Origin of the sequence: Micromonospora sp. WMMD964 (assembly GCF_029581455.1) — a bacterium.
Lineage (GTDB): Bacteria > Actinomycetota > Actinomycetes > Mycobacteriales > Micromonosporaceae > Micromonospora.
The window spans coordinates 4,904,533-4,922,006 of sequence record NZ_CP120860.1 but is presented as its reverse complement, the minus strand read 5'-3'; the positions used below and the strand labels follow the sequence as shown (position 1 = coordinate 4,922,006).

The window sequence follows — 17,474 nt, the reverse complement described above, 5'->3', positions numbered from 1 at the left end:
CCCGGTGACCGCCGCGCCGGCAGCCACCGGCACCGCCATCGGGATGTCCGGGGTGACCGTCCGGTTCACCTCCCGGCGGTCGCAGACCACCGCGTTGGACGACGTGTCGCTGGACATCGAGCCCGGCGAGTTCGTCACGATCGTCGGCCCGTCCGGCTGCGGCAAGTCCACCCTGCTGAAGATCGTCGCCGGGTTGGTCACGCCGACCAGCGGCGCGGTGTCGCTGCTCCAGCACCCGGTGCGGGGTCCGCAGAAGGAGATCGGCTTCGTCTTCCAGAAGGCGGCGCTGCTGGAGTGGCGCGGTGCCCGGGCCAACATCCTGCTGCAGGCCGAGATGCGCGGCATGGACCGCGCGCAGGCGGCCCGCCGGGCCGACGAGCTGATCGAGATGACCGGCCTGACCGGCTTCGAGAAGGCCCTGCCACACGAGTTGTCCGGTGGCATGCAGCAGCGGGTGGCGCTCTGCCGCGCGCTGCTGCACTCCCCGCCGGTGCTGCTCATGGACGAGCCGTTCGGCGCCCTGGACGCGCTGACCCGGGAGCAGATGAACGCCGAACTGCACCGGATCTGGCGGGAGACCGGCACCACCGTCGTGCTGGTCACCCACTCCATCGCCGAGGCGGTCTTCCTCGGCACCCGGGTCGTGGTGATGAGCCCCCGGCCCGGCCGGATCATCCGCACCTTCCCGGTCGACCTGCCGGCGCACCGCGACTACGCCACGGTGATGTCGGATCCCCGTTTCGACCGGCTCGCCACCGACCTGCGTGGGTTGCTCGGCAGCGCGGCCGCCAACCACTGAGCGCGGATCGGCACGACCAGCACGACGGAAGGAACACCATGACCCGCAGGTCGATCGGCATCATCGTCAACGGTGTGACCGGACGGATGGGCTACCGCCAGCACCTCGTCCGGTCGCTGCTGGCCATCCGCGAGTCCGGCGGCGTGACGGTGGCCGACGGCACGACCATCTGGCCGGAACCGGTCCTGGTCGGGCGCAACGAGACGAAGCTCCGCGAGATCGCCGAGCGGCACGGGCTGACCGACTGGACCACCGACCTGACCTCCGCGCTGGCCCGCGACGACGTCGAGATCTACTTCGACTCCCAGGTCACCCAGCAGCGGGAGAAGGCGATCCGGCAGGCCATCGAGGCCGGCAAGCACATCTACACGGAGAAGCCCCTCGCCGAGGACACCGCCGCCGCGCTCGACCTGGCCCGGGCGGCGGACGCGGCCGGCGTACGCACCGGCGTGGTGCAGGACAAACTCTTCCTGCCGGGTCTGCGCAAGCTCAAGCGCCTCGTCGACGGTGGCTTCTTCGGCCGGATCCTCTCGGTGCGCGGCGAGTTCGGCTACTGGGTCTTCGAAGGTGACTGGCAGCCCGCCCAGCGGCCGTCGTGGAACTACCGGGCCGAGGACGGCGGCGGCATCGTGGTCGACATGTTCCCGCACTGGCACTACGTGCTGGAGGAGCTGTTCGGCCGGGTGCGGGCGGTGTCCTGCGTGACCGCCACCCACGTGCCCGAGCGCGTCGACGAGGCCGGTCAGGCGTACCCGGCCACCGCCGACGACGCCGCGTACGCCGTCTTCGAACTCGACGGCGGGATCATCGCGCAGATCAACTCGTCCTGGAACGTGCGGGTGTACCGCGATGAGCTGGTGGAGTTCCAGGTCGACGGCACCGAGGGCAGTGCGGTGGCCGGGCTGCGCACCTGTCGGGTGCAGCACCGGGCGGTCACCCCGAAGCCGGTGTGGAACCCGGACCTGCCGGCCACCGAGGACTTCCGGGCCCAGTGGGCCGAGGTGCCCGACAACGAGGAGTTCGACAACGGCTTCAAGGTGCAGTGGGAGGCGTACCTGCGGCACGTCGTCGCCGGTGAACCGTTCCGCTGGGATTTCCTGGCCGGCGCGCGCGGCGTGCAGCTCGCCGAGTTGGGGCTGCGCTCCGCCCGCGAGGGTGCCCGGGTCGAGGTGCCGGAGCTGCGCTCATGACGGCCGAGGTGGTGCCGCCGGTGACGGCCGAGGTGGTGCTGCCGGGCGGGCGGCGGCACCGGCTCACCGGCGCCGGGGGCTTCGCCCGCCCGACCGCTCCGGCGACCAGCCGTATCGCGTACGCCGCCGCGCACGTCGTCGCCGACCCGACGGCGGAGAACGTGCCGGGTGCCCCGGCGGCCGTGGACTGGGACACCACACTCGCGTTCCGGCGGCATCTCTGGTCGTACGGGCTGGGGGTCGCCGAGGCGATGGACACCGCCCAGCGGGGGATGGGGTTGGACTACCCGGCCACCCGGGAGTTGATCCGCCGCAGCGCCGCCGAGGCCCGCGCGGTGGGTGGCCGGATCGTCGCCGGGGTGGGCACGGACCAGCTGCCGACCGGTCCGGCGACCCTGGCGGCGGTCACCGCCGCGTACCTCGAACAGCTCGGCGACGTCCGCGCGGCCGGCGCCCGCCCGGTGCTGATGTGCAGCCGGCACCTGGCCGCCGCGGCGCGCGGCCCGGAAGACTACCTCCGGGTGTACGACGAGCTGCTCAGTGCCGCCGACGAGCCGGTGGTGCTGCACTGGCTGGGCCCGATGTTCGACCCGGCGTTGACCGGCTACTGGGGTGCCGTCGACCTGGACCCGGCCGCCGACACGGTGGTCGAGCTGATCAAGGCGCACGAGTCCACGGTGGACGGCATCAAGGTGTCGCTGCTGGACGCCGACCGGGAGGTCGCGCTGCGCCGTCGGCTTCCCGCCGGGGTGCGCCTCTACACCGGTGACGACTTCCACTACCCGGAGCTGATCCGGGGCGACGAGGTGGGGCACTCCGACGCGCTGCTCGGGGTGTTCGCGGCGATCGCGCCGGCCGCCGCCGCCGCGTTCGCCGCCCTGGACCGGGGGGACCTGGCGGCGTACGACGAGATCTTCGCGCCGACCGTGCCACTGGCCCGGCACCTGTTCGCGGCCCCGACCTGGCACTACAAGACGGGCATCGTGTTCCTGGCCTGGTTGGCCGGGCACCAGGACCACTTCACCATGGTCGGCGGCGCGCAGTCCGGCCGGTCCCCGGCGCACCTGGCCACCCTGCTCACCCTGGCCGACGCGGCCGGGCTGCTGCCGGACGCCGACCTGGCCGCGGCCCGGGCGCGGGCGTTCTTCACCGTTGCGGGGGTGGCCCAGTGAGCGCGAGGAGTGAGCCGGGTTTGCGAGCCCCGCAGTCGGGAGCGAAGACCAGCCCAGTGAGCGCGAGGAGTGAGCCGGGTTTGCGAGCCCCGCAGTCGGGAGCGAAGACCAGCTTAATGGGCCTCGCGCGCTTCTCGTTCAACCAGGCCACCGCCCAGCGTTGGCCGCTGCCGGACGTGGTGGCCGGCTGCGTGGCGGCCGGGGTGCCGGGCATCGGGTTGTGGCGCGAGCCGGTCGCCGAGTACGGGTTGGCCCGCTCGGCGAAGCTGGTCCGCGACGCCGGTCTCGCCGTCACCTCGCTGTGCCGGGGCGGGTTCTTCTCCGCCGACGACTGGCGCGCGGAGAACCTGCGGGCCATCGAGGAGGCGGCCACGGTGGGTGCCCCGGAGCTGGTGCTGGTGTCCGGTGGGCTGCCGCCGGGCAGCCGGGACATCGACGGTGCCCGGCGGCGGGTCGCCGACGCCGTCGCCGAGTTGGCCCCGCACGCCGAGGCGGCCGGGGTGCGGCTGGCGATCGAGCCGCTGCACCCGATGTTCGCCGCCGACCGCTGCGTGATCGCCACCCTGGGCCAGGCGCTGGACATCGCCGAACGGTTCGACCCGTCGGTGGTCGGCGTGGTCGTGGACGCGTACCACGTCTGGTGGGACGACACGGTGTACGCGCAGATCGCCCGGGCCGGTGAGTGGATCGCCGCGTTCCAGGTCTGCGACTGGGTGACGCCGCTGCCGGAGGGGGTGCTGCTCGGCCGGGCGCTGCCCGGCGACGGGTGCATCGAGCTGCGCCGGTTGCGCGAGGCGGTGGACGCGGCCGGTTACACCGGCCCGATCGAGGTGGAGGTCTTCTCCGCCGAGGTGTGGGCGCGCCCGGGTGCCGAGGTGCTGGACGCGGCGGTGGACGGCTACCTGCGCCACGTTGTCTGAAACTGCCGAACGGCGCTGGCCGTCGGCGGTCGGCGCGTGGCTGGGCATCGGCACCGCACCCGCCACGCTGGTGCTCGGCGCGGCGATGGCCGCCCGGCACGGCGGGGCGGTGCCGGTGGCGGGTCTGCTGGTCGGCGGGGCGCTGATGGCGGCACTGCTCTGGGGGCAGGGCCGGATCGGCCTGCGTCGCCCGCTCGGCGATGGCGGGACGCTGACCGCGGTGCTGCCCGCGTACCTGGGTGACACCTCGCGGTTGCTGCTGGCAGCGGTGTTGACCGTGTCGATGGTCGGCTGGAACGGGTTCAACGTCGGGCTGGGCGGGGCGTCGTTGGCCGCGTTGACGCACCTGCCGGGCTGGGCGGGGCCGGGCCTGTTGGAGGTGGCGGTCCTCGCCGTCTCCTGGGCGCCGGCCCGCCTGGGCAACCGGATCGCGGTGGTCACCACGCTCAGCGCGGTGGTGCTGGTCGGCTGGTGCCTGGCCGTGCTGCCACCGCCCGGCGCGCCTGCCCGTCTCGCCTTCGGTGGGTTCGCCGACGCCGCCGCGCTGATCGGCTACGCGGCGGTGTTCGCGTTGCGCGCACCCGATTTCAGCGTCGGTCTCGCCCGGCGGCGGGACCTGCTCTGGTGCGTGGGGCTGCTGATCGGGCCGGCGCTACTCGGGGTGCTCGCCGGTGCCGGCCTGTGGTTGCGCACCGGTGAGGCGGACGTCGTCGCGCTGCTCGCCGCCGGGACGGGGCCGGCCGCGTACGCGAACCTGTTCGTCGCGGTGGCGGTTTTCGCCGCCGCGCTGACCACCACGTACTCCGGTTCGTTGGCGTTGCGCGGCCTGGCGCCCACGGTGCCGGCGCGGGCGGCGATGCTGGTCGTCGCGGTGCTCGGTGGGTTGCTGGCGGTGGTGCGTTTCGACCGCCTGGTGCTGCCGTGGCTGACGCTTCTGGCCGCTGCGCTGCCGGTGCTCGTGGTGCCGATGGCGACCGAGGCCGCCGCCCGCCGACGCGGTCGCGCGCCGCGGACGGTGCCGGCCTGGTGCTGGGTGCCGCCGGCGCTGCTGGCGGTGGCCTGCACGCTCGCCGGCGTGGGTGTCGCGCCGCTGCTCGGCCTCGCTCTCGCCGGGGTGTGCACGGTGCTCTGGCGCCGTCGGGGCGCGCGGTGATGTCGCTCAGGAGTTGCCGCGGTGGTCAGCCCACTCGTGCTCCAGGATGGACATGTCGTGGGCGTCGACCCAGTCGCCGTCGAAGCACAGGGCGTGGCGTCGGGTGCCCTCGTGGACGAAACCGATCTTCTCGTAGACGTGCCGGGCGCGGGGATTGAAGTCGAAGACCTCCAACCCCACCCGGTGCATCCCCAACTGGTCGAAGGCGTAGCCGAGCACGAGCCGGGCGGCCTCGGTCCCCAGACCACGACCACGGCCCTCCGGCCCGACCATGGTGCGGAAGTCGACGCTGCGGGCGTCGGGGTCCCAGGAGTTGAGGACGACCTCGCCGACGACACGATCTGTCGCCTTGTCCACGACGACCAGGTCGAGCCGGTCGTCGGTGGCGCCCCGTGAGCCGTACCAGTCGCGGCTGCGCTCCAACGGCGGGGGCTGTCCCAGATCGGCGCTGCTGGTCACACTGCCGGTCAGACGGGCCACGTCGGGGTCTGCCATGACCGCGGTCATGGCTTCGGCGTCGTCGGCGGTCGGTGGCCGCAGCGTGACCAGGCGTCCGGTCAGAGTCGGCTTGTGGCTGAGATCGATCATCGGGCTCTCCCCGTGGACTCCCGGATGTCACGGCCTGGCCGCATGACCTTAGCCGGTCGGGAACGGGGGTGAGCAACCACATATCTGCCGGCGCGCGGCCAGTCGCCCGGTCGTCGACGGTGCCACCTGTCGGGGTCGTCGAGGTGGCGGGCCGCAGGTCAGACACCACTCGCTCAGGCGGCACCTCGGTTCGTGGCCACCCAGTCGCGGGAGGCGGTGAACTTCTCCACCGGATCGCCGAGGACCTGCCACGGCCACTCGGTGACCATCCCGTCGAGCAGCGCGAACGCGTGCGCGGCCGCGTCGAACTCCTCCGCCAACTCGAAGGTCAGGGCGAAGATGGCCAGCCGCGGTGCCCAGCCGGGACCGGCGGGAACGTAGTCCGGGTGGAAGATCGAGCTCTCCGCTGCGGCGAGCAGTTCGGCGCGGACCTCGTCCGAATCGAAGTAGGCGTTGCCGTCTTCGAGGTCGGTGGCCTCCCATCTCTCGAAGTGGGCGACGGCCACCAACTCGTGCAGGATGCTGTACGGCCCGGCCGCAGCCGCCGCACCCCGCGCGAAGTCGAACATCTCCTCGTGACTGCCGGACCACTTCGCGCACAGATACTGCAACCGATGCTCGTGCGCGACCACGTGCCCCGGGTGGAGTCGAGTCACCGCCTCGAAGCGCTCTCGGGCCTCGGCCGCCCCGACTCCCAGGCCACGGGCGCTGATGACCAGCCAGGTGCGGGCGGTCACGTTGTCGGGTTCGCGGGCGAGCACCTTCTCCAACAACGATTCGGCGTAGTGCAGCCGCTCGTGGAACCCCTTGAACTGCTCAGCGGTGGTGTACTTCGCCCGCTTGCCGCCGCGTGCCTCCCACGCCCAGTGCACCGCGTGGCAGCCGGCGACCAGTACGGGGAGCGTGGAGTCGGGCTCGGCGTCGATCCATTCTCCGATCCAGTCCTGGATCCCGTCGACACCGCCGACCGCCTCCATGAGGAACGCCATCTCGTCCGGGTCGGCGGCCATGGTGAGCAGCTCCCGCGCGAACTTCCACCGACGCTTCTCCAACGCTCGGATCAGGGCCTTCCGATGCGGGTCGCCATAGGTCGGGTCCAGGGCCGGTGCCTTCGACCGCTTCATGAATCCCCACATGCCACCAAACCCCCGTGTCACACGTCGCGATGGACGCCGATACTAAATGATCATGAGTGACCACTGCGGAGGCGCGGGTGGGCGCCGTCGGCGGGGTCGCTGCTCCGGCGGCATCGGCAAAACATGATCTAGGCGTGGCCGGCGGAACGTGATCTTATACGCACCGGCGATCCGAAACACTCTCCGAACCCTCGATTAACCATCGGCGGCTTAGGTGGGGGAGCGCTCCCATGAGCGGGTCGCGATCGGAACAGTGCTCCACAAAGGAGCCATCGAAAGGAGCCTCGTGGCTACCAGCACGAGCGGAAACAGGGTGCGAAGACTAGCGATACCGACGCTGGTCCTCGCCCTGGTCACCGGAATCACCGGCGTCGCGGGATCGGCGGCGGCGGCACCCGCAGGACCGTCGGGTGGCGGCGGCGCCGGCTATTTCACCGCCGGGTCCGACAAGAAGGTCACCCTGACCGACGGCGCCGACCGCCGGCCGGGCGGCAGGAAGGCTGCCGACCAACAGGCCACGGCGGACGAGACCCGTCCCGGCATGTACATCGTCGAGCTGGCCGAGGAACCCCTGACCTCGTACGCCGGCGGCTCGGCCGGGCTGGCGCGGACCCGCCCGCAGGCGGGTGACCGGCTGGACGTGACGTCGGCACCGGCACGGGCCTACCGCGGCCACCTCGACGCCCAGCGCAGCGCCGTCGCCGCCGCCGCGAAGGTGCAGGTCACCGCCGCGTACACCACCGCTTTCAACGGGTTCTCCGCGAAGCTGACCGCCGAGCAGGTGACCGCGTTGCGGGCGGACAAGCGCGTCCGCGCCGTCACCGCCTCACGGGCGCTCGGCACCCCGACGCCTCCGCCGACCGCGCCGGCCCCCGGCGCCCCGGCACCCAGTGCCCCGGCCACGCCGACTCCTGGCGAGCTGGACCAGTCGGCGGGAGCGGATTCCGCCGGCAAGCCGGACAAGCCCGGTAAGCCCGGCCCGGGTACCGGTGCGGGCATGGTCATCGGCGTCCTCGACACCGGCATCTGGCCGGAGAGCGCGTCGTTCGCCAAGAAGATGCCCGCCCCGGCGAACTGGCGCGGCACCTGCCAGACCGGTGTGGCCTTCGTGGCCGAGCACTGCAACGGCAAGATCGTCGGCGCGCGGTACTTCGCCGACTCGTGGCTGGCCTACGGCGGCACGGTGCCCGAGGGCGAGTTCCTCTCCCCCCGCGACCTGTCCGGACACGGCACGCACACCGCCTCCACCGCTGCCGGTCTGCCGCTGCCGAACGTCACGATCGACGGTCGCCGCTTCGGTCCCGTCTCCGGGGTGGCCCCGGACGCCCAGATCGCCGTCTACAAGGTGCTCTGGGGTGGCATGGGCTACGACGCCGACATCATCGCCGGCATCGACGCCGCCGTCGCCGACGGCGTGCAGGTCATCAACTTCTCGATCGGCTCCCAGCTCGGCGACTGGGAGGCCAACACCCCCATCGGTATCGCGTTCCTCAACGCCACGCTGGCCGGGGTCTTCGTGGCGGCGTCGGCGGGCAACACCGGCATCGTGAGCGGGGCGATCAGCAACGCGGCGCCGTGGGTGACCACTGTCGGCGCGGCGGTGACGAAGCTCGACGAGGCGACGGTCAAGCTGGGCGACGGCACGAAGCTCGTCGGCGGTTCGCTGGACGCCCTGCCCGGTGGCGACTCGCTGCCGATGGTCTTCGGTGACCAGGCCGGCTCGCCCGACCTGGGCGCGGTCTACTGCGAGCCCGGCAGCCTCGACCCTGCCAAGATCAAGGGCAAGGTCGTCGCCTGCGCGCTGTCCGACATGTTCGGCTCCGCCGCCGAGATCAAGGCCAAGGGCGGGGCGGCGATGGTGGTGTTCGACCCGGTCGGCAACTACCGGATCAACTCCATCTTCAACTTCCCGGTGGTCTACCTGCCGACCGAGAAGCAGGCCGGTGAACTCTTCAACTACCTGATGCGTCACCCCACCGACGCGACGGCATCGGTGCGCGCCGGCGGTGACGGCTCCAGCGTTCCGGGCCTGCCCAGCGTGGCGGACTTCTCCTCCACCGGCCCGGACAAGGTGACCCTCGGCGTCTTCAAGCCCGACCTGGTCGCGCCGGGATCGAACGTCATCGCGGCGGTCTCGCCGGCCGGCAACTTCGGGCGGAACTACGACGCGTACTCCGGCACCTCGATGGCCTCGCCGTACGTGGCCGGCGCGGCGGCGATCCTGCGCGCCACCCACCCGGACTGGTCACCGGGCACGGTCGCCTCCGCGCTGCGGACCACCGCCACCGACACCGTCGGCACCAGCGACCCGCTGGAGCAGGGCAGCGGCTTCATCAACCTGGCCAAGGCCACCGACCCCGGCCTGGTCATCCAACCGACGGCGAAGGAGCTGGTCACGTTCAGCGAGACGGCTCAGCCCGACGGCAAGGAACTCAACCTGCCGGCCATCTCGCTGCGCGAGTACGACGGCACCCGGCCGGTGAGCGTCACCCGCACCCTGACCAACGTGGGCAAGGCGAAGGAGACCTACCGGTCGTCGGTGTCCGGCCTGCCCGGCATGAAGGTCACCGTGTCCCCGGCATCGGTCACGTTGGCACCCGGAACCTCCGCGACGGTGACCATCACCGTGCGTCGGGGCAGCGCACCCTGGGACCGGTACGTGACCGGGTCGATCACCTGGCAGGGCAAGGCCCACAGCGCCCGGATCCCGGTCGCCGCCCGCCCGTGGGGCATCACCCCCCGGCCGTACGCCGACGACGGCGAGGAGTTCGGCCGGATGACCAACGGTGCGTTCGGCTCGCTGCAGCCCGGCTTCACCGGACCGTTCGCCGGCCGCAGCACCGGATACACGCCGATGCAGCGGACGTCGTACTCGATGCCGGCCGGCGTCTACGGCGGCGTCTTCGACCCGAAGGCCACCGGAGTGAAGAAGGTCGACTTCACAGTGCCGGCGAACTCCGCGGGCATCGTGGTCGAGACCACCACCGACGACCCGAACACGAACCTCGACCTGTACCTGTACAAGGGCGACAAGCTGATCTACAGCAGTGACAGGTACTGGACCAGCACGGAGCAGGCCTACAAGTTCCTGCCCGAGCCGGGGCGCTACACCGCGTACGTGTTCGCGCAGTACCCCGGTGGCCCGGTCGTCGACTTCCAACTCGGGCACGCCGTCATCGGTCGCAACGCCACGTACGCGGGTGCCAAGCTGGAGGCGCCCTCCACCGTGGAGCGCGGCCTGACGTACGGGTTCACGCTGAAGCCGAAGAAGCCGCTGGGCGACGGCGACTTCTGGGCGTACACCGAGTGGAACAGCAACGGCACGGTCATCCCCGGCAACCTCGTCTACACGCAGCGGGGTTCCTGGGAGTAGCCCGTCGTGAACCGTGGGGCGGTGCCGTCGCGCACCGCCCCACGGCCCGGGTCCAGAATCAGAGTGCCAGTCGTTCGACGAAGGCATGCCGCGAGCTGACGTCGCTCAGCGGCAGGGCCGTCAGCTCGTAGCCGAGCTGGGTGTAGGCGGCGACCATCGCGTCGTGGGTGCGTACCGCCTCGGTGAAGTCCTGGTGGCGCTCGTTGTCGTTGGCGTATATCTCCGGCCACGGCGGGGCGATGAAGACGCGCCGGTGGTAGCGGAACTGCCGCGCCGCCGCGAACACATGATCCGGCACCGGCCAGCCGAGCAGCAGGTGGTAGCCGACCAGGTCGGGAATTCCCCGATCGAAGAAGACCGGGCCGGTGTGCCGGCCGGCTTGGCGGTGAGAGCGGATCTCCCAGCTCAGCGTGATCTCGGCGTACAGCCGCGAATCCGCGCCGTGTCGAGCCCGACCGCCGATGCTGAGCTGGTCCTGGATGATCTGCCGGCCCGCCTCCTCGACACAGGCGTGCCCGGCACGCCGAAGACTGTCGAGCAGCGTGGTCTTGCCGGACCCCGGCCCACCCGTGATGACGACGTACCGATCGCTCATGCGGACTCCCGAAAACGGTGGACGAGGAGCTCGCGGCGCAGATCTTGGACAGTTTCCGTTACGCCAGAACGGAAACTGTCCAAGATCTCGGCTGTCGGCTCACCCCCCCCGGGCCCGGAGCGGCGGCGACGGGCGGGGTGGACCCCCGCCCGTCGCCGTCCGACGGTCAGTTGACCGTGATGGTCAGGTTGATCGAGCGGGTTTCCCCGCTCGTGTAGGTGGTGGTCACCCGAGCCGTGAACGTGCCCTTCCGGGGGTAGGTGTGGGCGATCGAGCGCAGCGTCGCCCCGTGCGTGATGGCGCTGTTGTCACCGAAGTCCCACGCGTAGTCGGTGATGCTCTGCCCGGACGGCGCTGCCGCGGTGGCGGTGAACGTGGTGTTCAGTGTCCCGGTGCCGCTGGCCGGGTTCGCGGCCAGGGACAACGACCCGCCCGGTTCCTGTTTGACGCCGGCGCCGTTGAACCGTAGCCAGTCCAATGCGAGCAGGTCAGGGGTGCCGCCGGTCTGGGCGGTGTTGACGAACTTCGCGTACAGGGTGGTGGTGCCGGTCGGCTTGTTGGTCAGCGTGACGGTGGGGGAGACCAGGTTGTCCCACCCGCCGGTGGAGCCGATGGCGGCCGAGCCGATGAGCGTGCCGGTCGGCGAGCCGGTGCGCAGCTCGATGGTGCCGCCGAGGCCGCCGTTGGTCACCCCGAGCGTCACGGAGCCGACGTTACGCAGGTCCACCGGCCCGTACGCGATCCAGTCGTTGTGGTCGACGTCGCCGAGCCGCTTCCCGGCGCGGGCGGTGGCCCGGTCGTTGACGGTGACGCCGGACTGGGCGCTGAAGTGTTCGGCCTCCTTGCTCTTGGGCTGCAACTGCACGCGGGTCGAGCCGGTCAACGCCGGTGCGCCGGTCGTGCCGCCGTCGGTGTACTGCGCGGTGATCAGGGTGTAGAGGTTCTGCCCCGGCCCGTGCCCGTCACCGGCGTCCGCCTCGGTGGAGAGCAGCCCCGAGCAGCCGGTGTAGACGTCCAGCGGGTGCGCGTGCGAGTCGTGGCCGAGCTGCGTCTGCACCGTCACCTTGGTGCAGTCGATCGTGGTGTCCTCCGGGTCGGTGACCGTCACCGCGAACGGGATCTTGTCGCCGAAGTCGAAGAAGCCGCCGTCGGGCACGTTGAGGGTCACCGTGGGTCGGGTGTTGCCGACCACCACGTCGGTGACCGCGGTGGCGGTCAACCCGTTACCGCTGTTGCGGACGGTCAGCCGGGCGGTGTGCTTACCGGCCGTGGGGTACGTGAAGGTCGGGTTGGCGGCGGTCGAGTCGGTGGTGCCGTCGTTGGTGAAGTCCCAGGCGTAGCTGAGGGCGGTGCCGTCACCCGCTGTCGTGCCGGCCGAGGAGAAGCTGACCGTCAACGGCGCGCGTCCGCTGTCCGGGGTGGCGGCGATCTTCGCGGTCGGTGGTCGACCGTTGGCCACGTAGTCGATCCGGTAGATGCCCGCGCCGGCGTTGCTGCCGCCGCGACCGCTGCCGGTGCCTTCGCCGAAGTCGATGACGTAGAGCGAACCGTCCGGGCCGAACTCCGCCTCGAAGGGCTGGATCCAGCTCATCGTGCCGAAGATGCCGTTGATCGACTGGAGGTCGCCGACGGCGGTCGGCCCGAAGCGCGCGTTGCTGAACGTCTGCGCCGTCTTGTGGATCGAGAGCGTCTTGAACCATCTGCGCGTCAGTTCGTAGGTGATCCACTTACCCTCGAAGTACTCCGGGAACTTCGTCGTGCGGGTGTTGGCCGGGTCGTAGTCGTAGACCGGGCCGCTCATCGGCCCGCCACCACCGGTGCCCAGTTCCGGGAACTGGGTGGACGCGGAGTACGCGTACCAGACCAGTGCCGACTTCGCCGCCGGCAGACTGGTCAGGCCGGTGTTGTTGGGGGAGTTGTTGACCGGCGCGGCGCAGTTGAACTTCGCCCCCGAGGTGTTGGTGGCGAAGTTGTAGTCGTTGAACGGGATGTTGTTGCCCACGCAGTACGGCCAACCGTAGTTGCCGGCCGTGGTGATCCGGTTGAACTCGACGGTCCCCTCCGGGCCGCGGTTGGCGTCGGCGGCGCGGGCGTCCGGGCCGTAGTCGGCCACCAGCACCGCGTTGGTCTGCGGCTCGACGGTGATCCGGAACGGGTTGCGCATGCCCATCGCGTAGATCTCCGGCCGGGTCCGCGCGGTGCCGGGGGCGAAGAGGTTGCCGCTGGGCACGGTGTACGTACCGTCGGACTGCGGGGTGATCCGCAGGATCTTGCCGCGCAGGTCGTTGGTGTTGCCGGCGGTGCCCTGGGCGTCCCAGGCGGCGCGGCCGGAGCGCTCGTCGATCGGGGTGTAGCCGCTGGACGCGAACGGGTCGGTGTTGTCGCCGATCGCCGCGTACAGCCGCCCGGCCCCGTCCATCGCCAGCGAGCCGCCCATGTGCGAGTTGGCCCGGCCCTCGCCCCGGTAGGTGGGGATGGTCAGCAGGCGTTTCTCCGAGGAGAGCGCGACGCTGTTGTTGGCGACCGTGAAGCGGGACAGGTTGAGCTGTTTGAGCGTCTTGTCCGACCAGAGCAGGTAGATCCAGCCGTTGCTCGCGAAGTTGCGGTCCAGGGTCATCCCGAGCAGCCCGTCGGACTGGTCGGTCATTGCCGAGGTGTACGCGAAGTCCAGCAGGGTGGTGACCTGGAGGGTGTCCTGATCGACCACCTTCAACGCGCCGGTGCGCTGGATGTAGTAGACCTTCCGGTCCGGGGCGACGGCCAGTTCGAACGGGTCGGCCAGGTTCTCGGTGACCAGACCAACCCGTTCGAAGTTGCTGCTCTTGGTGGCCGAGCAGTCGCCGGCTACCGCGCCGGCGGCCCACTCGATGCCGTAGCGCAGGTGCTCCAGGAAGGTCGCGCTGCTGAACTGCGCGCTGGCGTGCCCACCGGCGGTGAACCAGGACCGGCCGCCGTCGTAGCGCTGACACCAGGAGTACGCGTGGTCGACGCCCTCGTCCAGCCCGTTGATCCCGTCCCGCACCTTGATCTGGGCGAGAGTGTGCACGTTGCCGGTCGGGTTGGTCCGCCAGTTGTACCACTCCTCGCTCTGCTCCCAGAGCTCCGGCAGGTTGCGGGTGGAGGGGTGTGCCCGGTCGAGCACCTTGACGCGGCCGGGGAACGTGCCGCCGGTGGACGAGAAGTCGGGGTGGTAGTCGAAGATCGTGCCGACCAGGCCCTCGTACCACTGCCAGTCACGTTCGCTCGCCGACGCGGCGTGCAGGCCGGCCCAGCCGCCACCGTTGCGGATGAAGGTCTGCAACGCGGCCCGCTGGCTGGCGTTGAGCAGGTCACCCGAGGTCGGCAGCGAGTTGGTGTTGTTGAACACCAGGGCGTCGAAGGTGGCGAGGTTGGCGTCGGTGAACGCGGCGGCGTCGGTGGTGGCGACGACCTCGAAGTTGTGCGCGGTGCCGAGTTGCTGGATGGCGGCGATGCCGGCCGGGATCGAGTCGTGGTAGAAGTTCGTGATCTTGGAAAAGACCAGCACCCGGAAGCGGGGGGCGGCCTCGGCGGGCAGGGCGGTGGTGGTGCTCACCACGGCGATGACGGCGAGCAGGATGAGGCAGAGCGAACGGAGGTTTCGGGGCATGGGGGCGCTCCCTGTTGGACGGTGAGGGGCCGGAAAGCGCTTTCTCGCTGCCCGCATCACGGTACTGACAGCCAGTGACGAGCGTCAATAGCACGGAGGCAAGCGGTTTCCTGGCGCGGGGTCACCGCATCGGAGTTTCTCCCCTACGATCGGTGGCGGTCGACCTGGGGAGGTCACGTGACGACAGCATCGCCTTCGGACCGGATCGACACCAGCGTGGTGCATCCGGCTCGCCGCTACAACTACTGGCTCGGCGGCAAGGACAACTTCGCCGTCGACCGGGAGTCCGGGGACCAGATCGCCGCCGTCTACCCGGGAGTACGCACCCTCGCGCGGGAGAACCGGGCCTTCCTCGGGCGGGCGGTGCGGTTCCTCGCCCGGGAGGCCGGTGTCCGGCAGTTCCTCGACATCGGCACGGGCATCCCGAGCGCCGACAACACCCACGAGGCCGCCCAGTCCGTCGCCCCCGAGTCCCGGGTGGTCTACGTCGACAACGACCCGATGGTGCTGGTCCACGCCCGTGCCCTACTGACCAGCGATCCGTCCGGTGCCACCGCTTACCTCGACGCCGACCTGCGGGACCCGGAGAAGATCCTCGCCGACCCGCACCTGCACGCCACACTGGACCTGTCCCAGCCGGTGGCTCTGGTGCTGATCGCGGTGACGCACTTCCTCACCGACGACGACCGCCCGCACGAGCACGTCGCCCGGTTGCTCGACGCGCTGCCCTCAGGCAGTTGGCTGGCGCTGACCCACTTCACCACCGACCACATCCCCACCGAGATCGTCGAGCGGATGGAAGCCGAGTTCGCCTCCGGCCGGATGAAGCAGGACGCCGTCTCCCGCGACCGCGCCGAGTTCGCCCGCTTCTTCACCGGTCTGGAGCTGGCCGAGCCGGGCATCGTCCCGGTCACCGAGTGGCGCCCGCAGGTGCCACCGGAGCAACGACCACCGCTGGCCGACGCCTCCATCTACGGTGCGGTCGCCCGCAAGCCCTGATCGGGGCCGGGTTCCCCCCGGCGGGGGAGTCGGCACCACCGACGGCGGGAGGCGTCGTCGTGCCGGTCGCGCGAGGGTGCTCCCATGCCTGTTTCCACACGTCGTCAATGGGCGTACGGGGCCCTGGCGTGGTTGATCTTCTTCGTGGTGTCCCACGTGGTCCTGCTGCTCCTCCCCGGTGACGATCCGAGCGCCCACAACCCCGGCGGCACGAGGACCTACACGATCTTCAACCTCGTCCTCATCGCGATGTCGACCGCCGGGGCGGCCGTCCTCGTCGCGACGGTCCGCCCATGGGCGCGACTCCTGCCCCGGTGGTTGATCCTGACGCCGCTGTGGTTCGGGAGCGTCCTGCTCGTCGCCCGGGGCGTTCCGGGGATGGTCGAGAACCTGCTCATGGTGACGGGTGTCCGTCGCGGTGGCTTGGTGGGGGCCCAGGACATCTCCGCCGGTGAGTTCTGGGCCGGTCTCGCCATCAACACCTACGTCTTCTTGGGCGCGGTGTTGCTGGTCGGGGCAACGGTCTCCTACGTCCGCCGCTCGGCGGAGCTGGCGGAGTGATGCGCGAGGGCCGGGTGAACCCACCCATGGCCGACGCGCCCCGGCCCTCAGTGCGGGAACGCGCGGGGGATGCGGGTGATCCGGAGTTCCTCGCGGAGGGCGTGGATGCGCGTCCTGCTCACCGTCCCGCCGGTCGTTCGCGCGGGCGGTGATCTCCACACCCTGACCCACACATACGCCGACCGCAGGTAAGAACGCCGCTTGATCAACGGCTGCTTGATGGCGAACTGCCGGCAGATCGCCCGCATCTGCACCATCGCCTCAGGGGAAAGCTCGTGCTAGCCCTGCACGGTCAAGCGGATCCACCGTCGTAGGTCTACTAGGGATCCGCCGGGCGGCGGATGACGCCACCACGCCTGACACTTAACGTGACTCGACGGCTGCGAAGGGAGGTCCGTGTGGCGCAGCTCAACGCCCGGGAGATCGGCACCGTGATCCGCATATCCATGGTCGCGGCCATCATCGGCACACTGCTGGCCATCTGCACGGTAGGGGCGCTGCTGATACCTCTTTCGGGGGCCGACTTTCCGTCCAGTGGCGTTGCAGTGCACTCGCAGGGCCCGGACCAGCAGAATACCCACATCGAAGTTAAGCCTGAGTCGGAGCAGGACGAGTACATGAGCTCTCTCGTCACCGACCGTGCGGCCCTCTACAACGGCAACGCCTCCGCCCGGCTGCGGCAGCAGGCGGAAGTTGGCGAGTCGTTCCCCATCTCCATGCTTGTGTGTGCACCCAGCAAAGCCCCCTGCTCTAGCGCGCCGCCCACGGACAGCGACCGGCGGCCGGATTCGATCCTTCCGTCTGACATCCGCGATCTGGGCAGCGTGTCGGTGGGTGGCCGGGTGCAGACGGAACTGACCTGGTACGGCGTCGGCGCGACGGTCAGAGCCCTCAGCCCGACGGAGCAAGTCATCGCCGAACCTGGGGATGTCGCCGAGTGGCGGTGGTCAGTGCTGGTCGGCAAGGAGCCAGGGCGGCTGCATTTGCAGATCAGCGTGTCCAGCTTGCGGGGCGACAGTAACGTTTCGCTGTTCCCCACCCGATTCTTTGATCTTGATGTGGAGGTAATGGACACGGTTCGGAACCGCACCGACGTGATCGTGTCCGCCCTGAACAAGTTCGCGGTTGGCGCGGGTACGGGGATAGCGGCGCTCGCCGGCACGATCATCGCCTATTTGTCGTATCGGCGGGCACGCGGCGATCGGGCCGCCACGGAAGGGTCGGGTGTTGATCCGGTCGAGCGGCAGGCGGGCTCTTTTCGGGCGTTGAGGAAGCGGCGCCGCAGACGGAAGCCGGACAGAGGGTAGGGCTTGCGTTCGACACCGCCTGCCACCCTGAGGACCGCCGACGAGGGGAGCAT

The 17,474-nt window shown here is 70.6% G+C and carries 13 protein-coding genes; 9 read left to right on the top strand and 4 right to left on the bottom strand.

The genetic code is table 11. The features are described from left to right. Positions 1-4 precede the first annotated feature (4 nt). The 5 genes from O7616_RS22605 to O7616_RS22585 all read left to right on the top strand — a co-directional run bounded on the left by O7616_RS22605 (position 5) and on the right by O7616_RS22585 (position 5,234). Entirely contained in the window at positions 5-799 is a 795-nt protein-coding gene (locus O7616_RS22605; RefSeq protein WP_282303820.1) for an ABC transporter ATP-binding protein, read from the top strand. 38 nt (positions 800-837) lie between these two features. Then, the gene (locus O7616_RS22600; RefSeq protein ID WP_282303819.1) at positions 838-1,989 is read left to right on the top strand and encodes a Gfo/Idh/MocA family oxidoreductase; all 1,152 of its coding nucleotides are present in this window, start codon (positions 838-840) and stop codon (positions 1,987-1,989) included. After that, complete coding sequence (locus tag O7616_RS22595; RefSeq protein WP_282303818.1) at positions 1,986-3,161, top strand: dihydrodipicolinate synthase family protein; 1,176 nt, start codon at positions 1,986-1,988, stop codon at positions 3,159-3,161. Before O7616_RS22600 ends, O7616_RS22595 begins: the two co-directional genes overlap by 4 nt. Before the next feature lie 116 nt (positions 3,162-3,277). After that, positions 3,278-4,081, top strand: a complete 804-nt coding sequence (locus tag O7616_RS22590) for a sugar phosphate isomerase/epimerase family protein (protein ID WP_282303817.1) — start codon at positions 3,278-3,280, stop codon at positions 4,079-4,081. Beyond that, complete coding sequence (locus O7616_RS22585) at positions 4,074-5,234, top strand: hypothetical protein (RefSeq protein WP_282303816.1); 1,161 nt, start codon at positions 4,074-4,076, stop codon at positions 5,232-5,234. The genes O7616_RS22590 and O7616_RS22585 overlap by 8 nt, the downstream gene beginning before the upstream one ends. A gap of 6 nt (positions 5,235-5,240) precedes the next feature. On the opposite strand, the gene O7616_RS22580 is transcribed toward O7616_RS22585, so the two are convergent. Further along, the gene (locus tag O7616_RS22580; RefSeq protein WP_282303815.1) at positions 5,241-5,822 is read right to left on the bottom strand and encodes a GNAT family protein; all 582 of its coding nucleotides are present in this window, start codon (positions 5,820-5,822) and stop codon (positions 5,241-5,243) included. A gap of 173 nt (positions 5,823-5,995) precedes the next feature. Then, positions 5,996-6,958: a DUF4034 domain-containing protein gene (locus O7616_RS22575; protein ID WP_282303814.1), complete on the bottom strand. Its 963-nt coding sequence runs from the start codon at positions 6,956-6,958 to the stop codon at positions 5,996-5,998. Between the two features lie 313 nt (positions 6,959-7,271). Between O7616_RS22575 and O7616_RS22570 the strand changes: the two genes are divergently transcribed. After that, positions 7,272-10,331: a S8 family peptidase gene (locus tag O7616_RS22570; RefSeq protein WP_282303813.1), complete on the top strand. Its 3,060-nt coding sequence runs from the start codon at positions 7,272-7,274 to the stop codon at positions 10,329-10,331. 58 nt (positions 10,332-10,389) lie between these two features. On the opposite strand, the gene O7616_RS22565 is transcribed toward O7616_RS22570, so the two are convergent. Together O7616_RS22565 and O7616_RS22560 are read right to left on the bottom strand one after the other, a co-directional pair. Further along, complete coding sequence (locus O7616_RS22565; protein WP_282303812.1) at positions 10,390-10,926, bottom strand: AAA family ATPase; 537 nt, start codon at positions 10,924-10,926, stop codon at positions 10,390-10,392. Positions 10,927-11,092: 166 nt separating this feature from the next. Then, on the bottom strand, positions 11,093-14,554 hold the full coding sequence (locus tag O7616_RS22560) for a ThuA domain-containing protein (RefSeq protein WP_282303811.1): 3,462 nt from the start codon (positions 14,552-14,554) through the stop codon (positions 11,093-11,095). Positions 14,555-14,731: 177 nt separating this feature from the next. Here O7616_RS22560 and O7616_RS22555 point away from each other — a divergent pair, with 177 nt between their 5' ends. The 3 genes from O7616_RS22555 (at position 14,732) to O7616_RS22545 (ending at position 17,421) form a co-directional block, all read left to right on the top strand. Continuing rightward, positions 14,732-15,553 carry an SAM-dependent methyltransferase gene (locus O7616_RS22555; protein WP_282303810.1) on the top strand — a complete coding sequence of 274 codons (822 nt, stop codon included), beginning with the start codon at positions 14,732-14,734 and terminating at the stop codon, positions 15,551-15,553. An 84-nt stretch (positions 15,554-15,637) separates the two neighbouring features. Continuing rightward, the gene (locus O7616_RS22550) at positions 15,638-16,114 is read left to right on the top strand and encodes a hypothetical protein (protein ID WP_282303809.1); all 477 of its coding nucleotides are present in this window, start codon (positions 15,638-15,640) and stop codon (positions 16,112-16,114) included. A 398-nt stretch (positions 16,115-16,512) separates the two neighbouring features. Further along, positions 16,513-17,421 carry a hypothetical protein gene (locus O7616_RS22545; protein ID WP_282303808.1) on the top strand — a complete coding sequence of 303 codons (909 nt, stop codon included), beginning with the start codon at positions 16,513-16,515 and terminating at the stop codon, positions 17,419-17,421. Positions 17,422-17,474: the final 53 nt, after the last annotated feature.

Coding starts and splice junctions, on each gene's coding strand:
- O7616_RS22600 (WP_282303819.1), top strand. CDS start 838: ATGACCCGCAGGTCGATCGGCATCATCGTCAACGGTGTGACCGGACGG.
- O7616_RS22595 (WP_282303818.1), top strand. CDS start 1,986: ATGACGGCCGAGGTGGTGCCGCCGGTGACGGCCGAGGTGGTGCTGCCG.
- O7616_RS22590 (WP_282303817.1), top strand. CDS start 3,278: ATGGGCCTCGCGCGCTTCTCGTTCAACCAGGCCACCGCCCAGCGTTGG.
- O7616_RS22580 (WP_282303815.1), bottom strand. CDS start 5,822: ATGATCGATCTCAGCCACAAGCCGACTCTGACCGGACGCCTGGTCACG.
- O7616_RS22575 (WP_282303814.1), bottom strand. CDS start 6,958: ATGTGGGGATTCATGAAGCGGTCGAAGGCACCGGCCCTGGACCCGACC.
- O7616_RS22565 (WP_282303812.1), bottom strand. CDS start 10,926: ATGAGCGATCGGTACGTCGTCATCACGGGTGGGCCGGGGTCCGGCAAG.
- O7616_RS22560 (WP_282303811.1), bottom strand. CDS start 14,554: ATGCCCCGAAACCTCCGTTCGCTCTGCCTCATCCTGCTCGCCGTCATC.
- O7616_RS22550 (WP_282303809.1), top strand. CDS start 15,638: ATGCCTGTTTCCACACGTCGTCAATGGGCGTACGGGGCCCTGGCGTGG.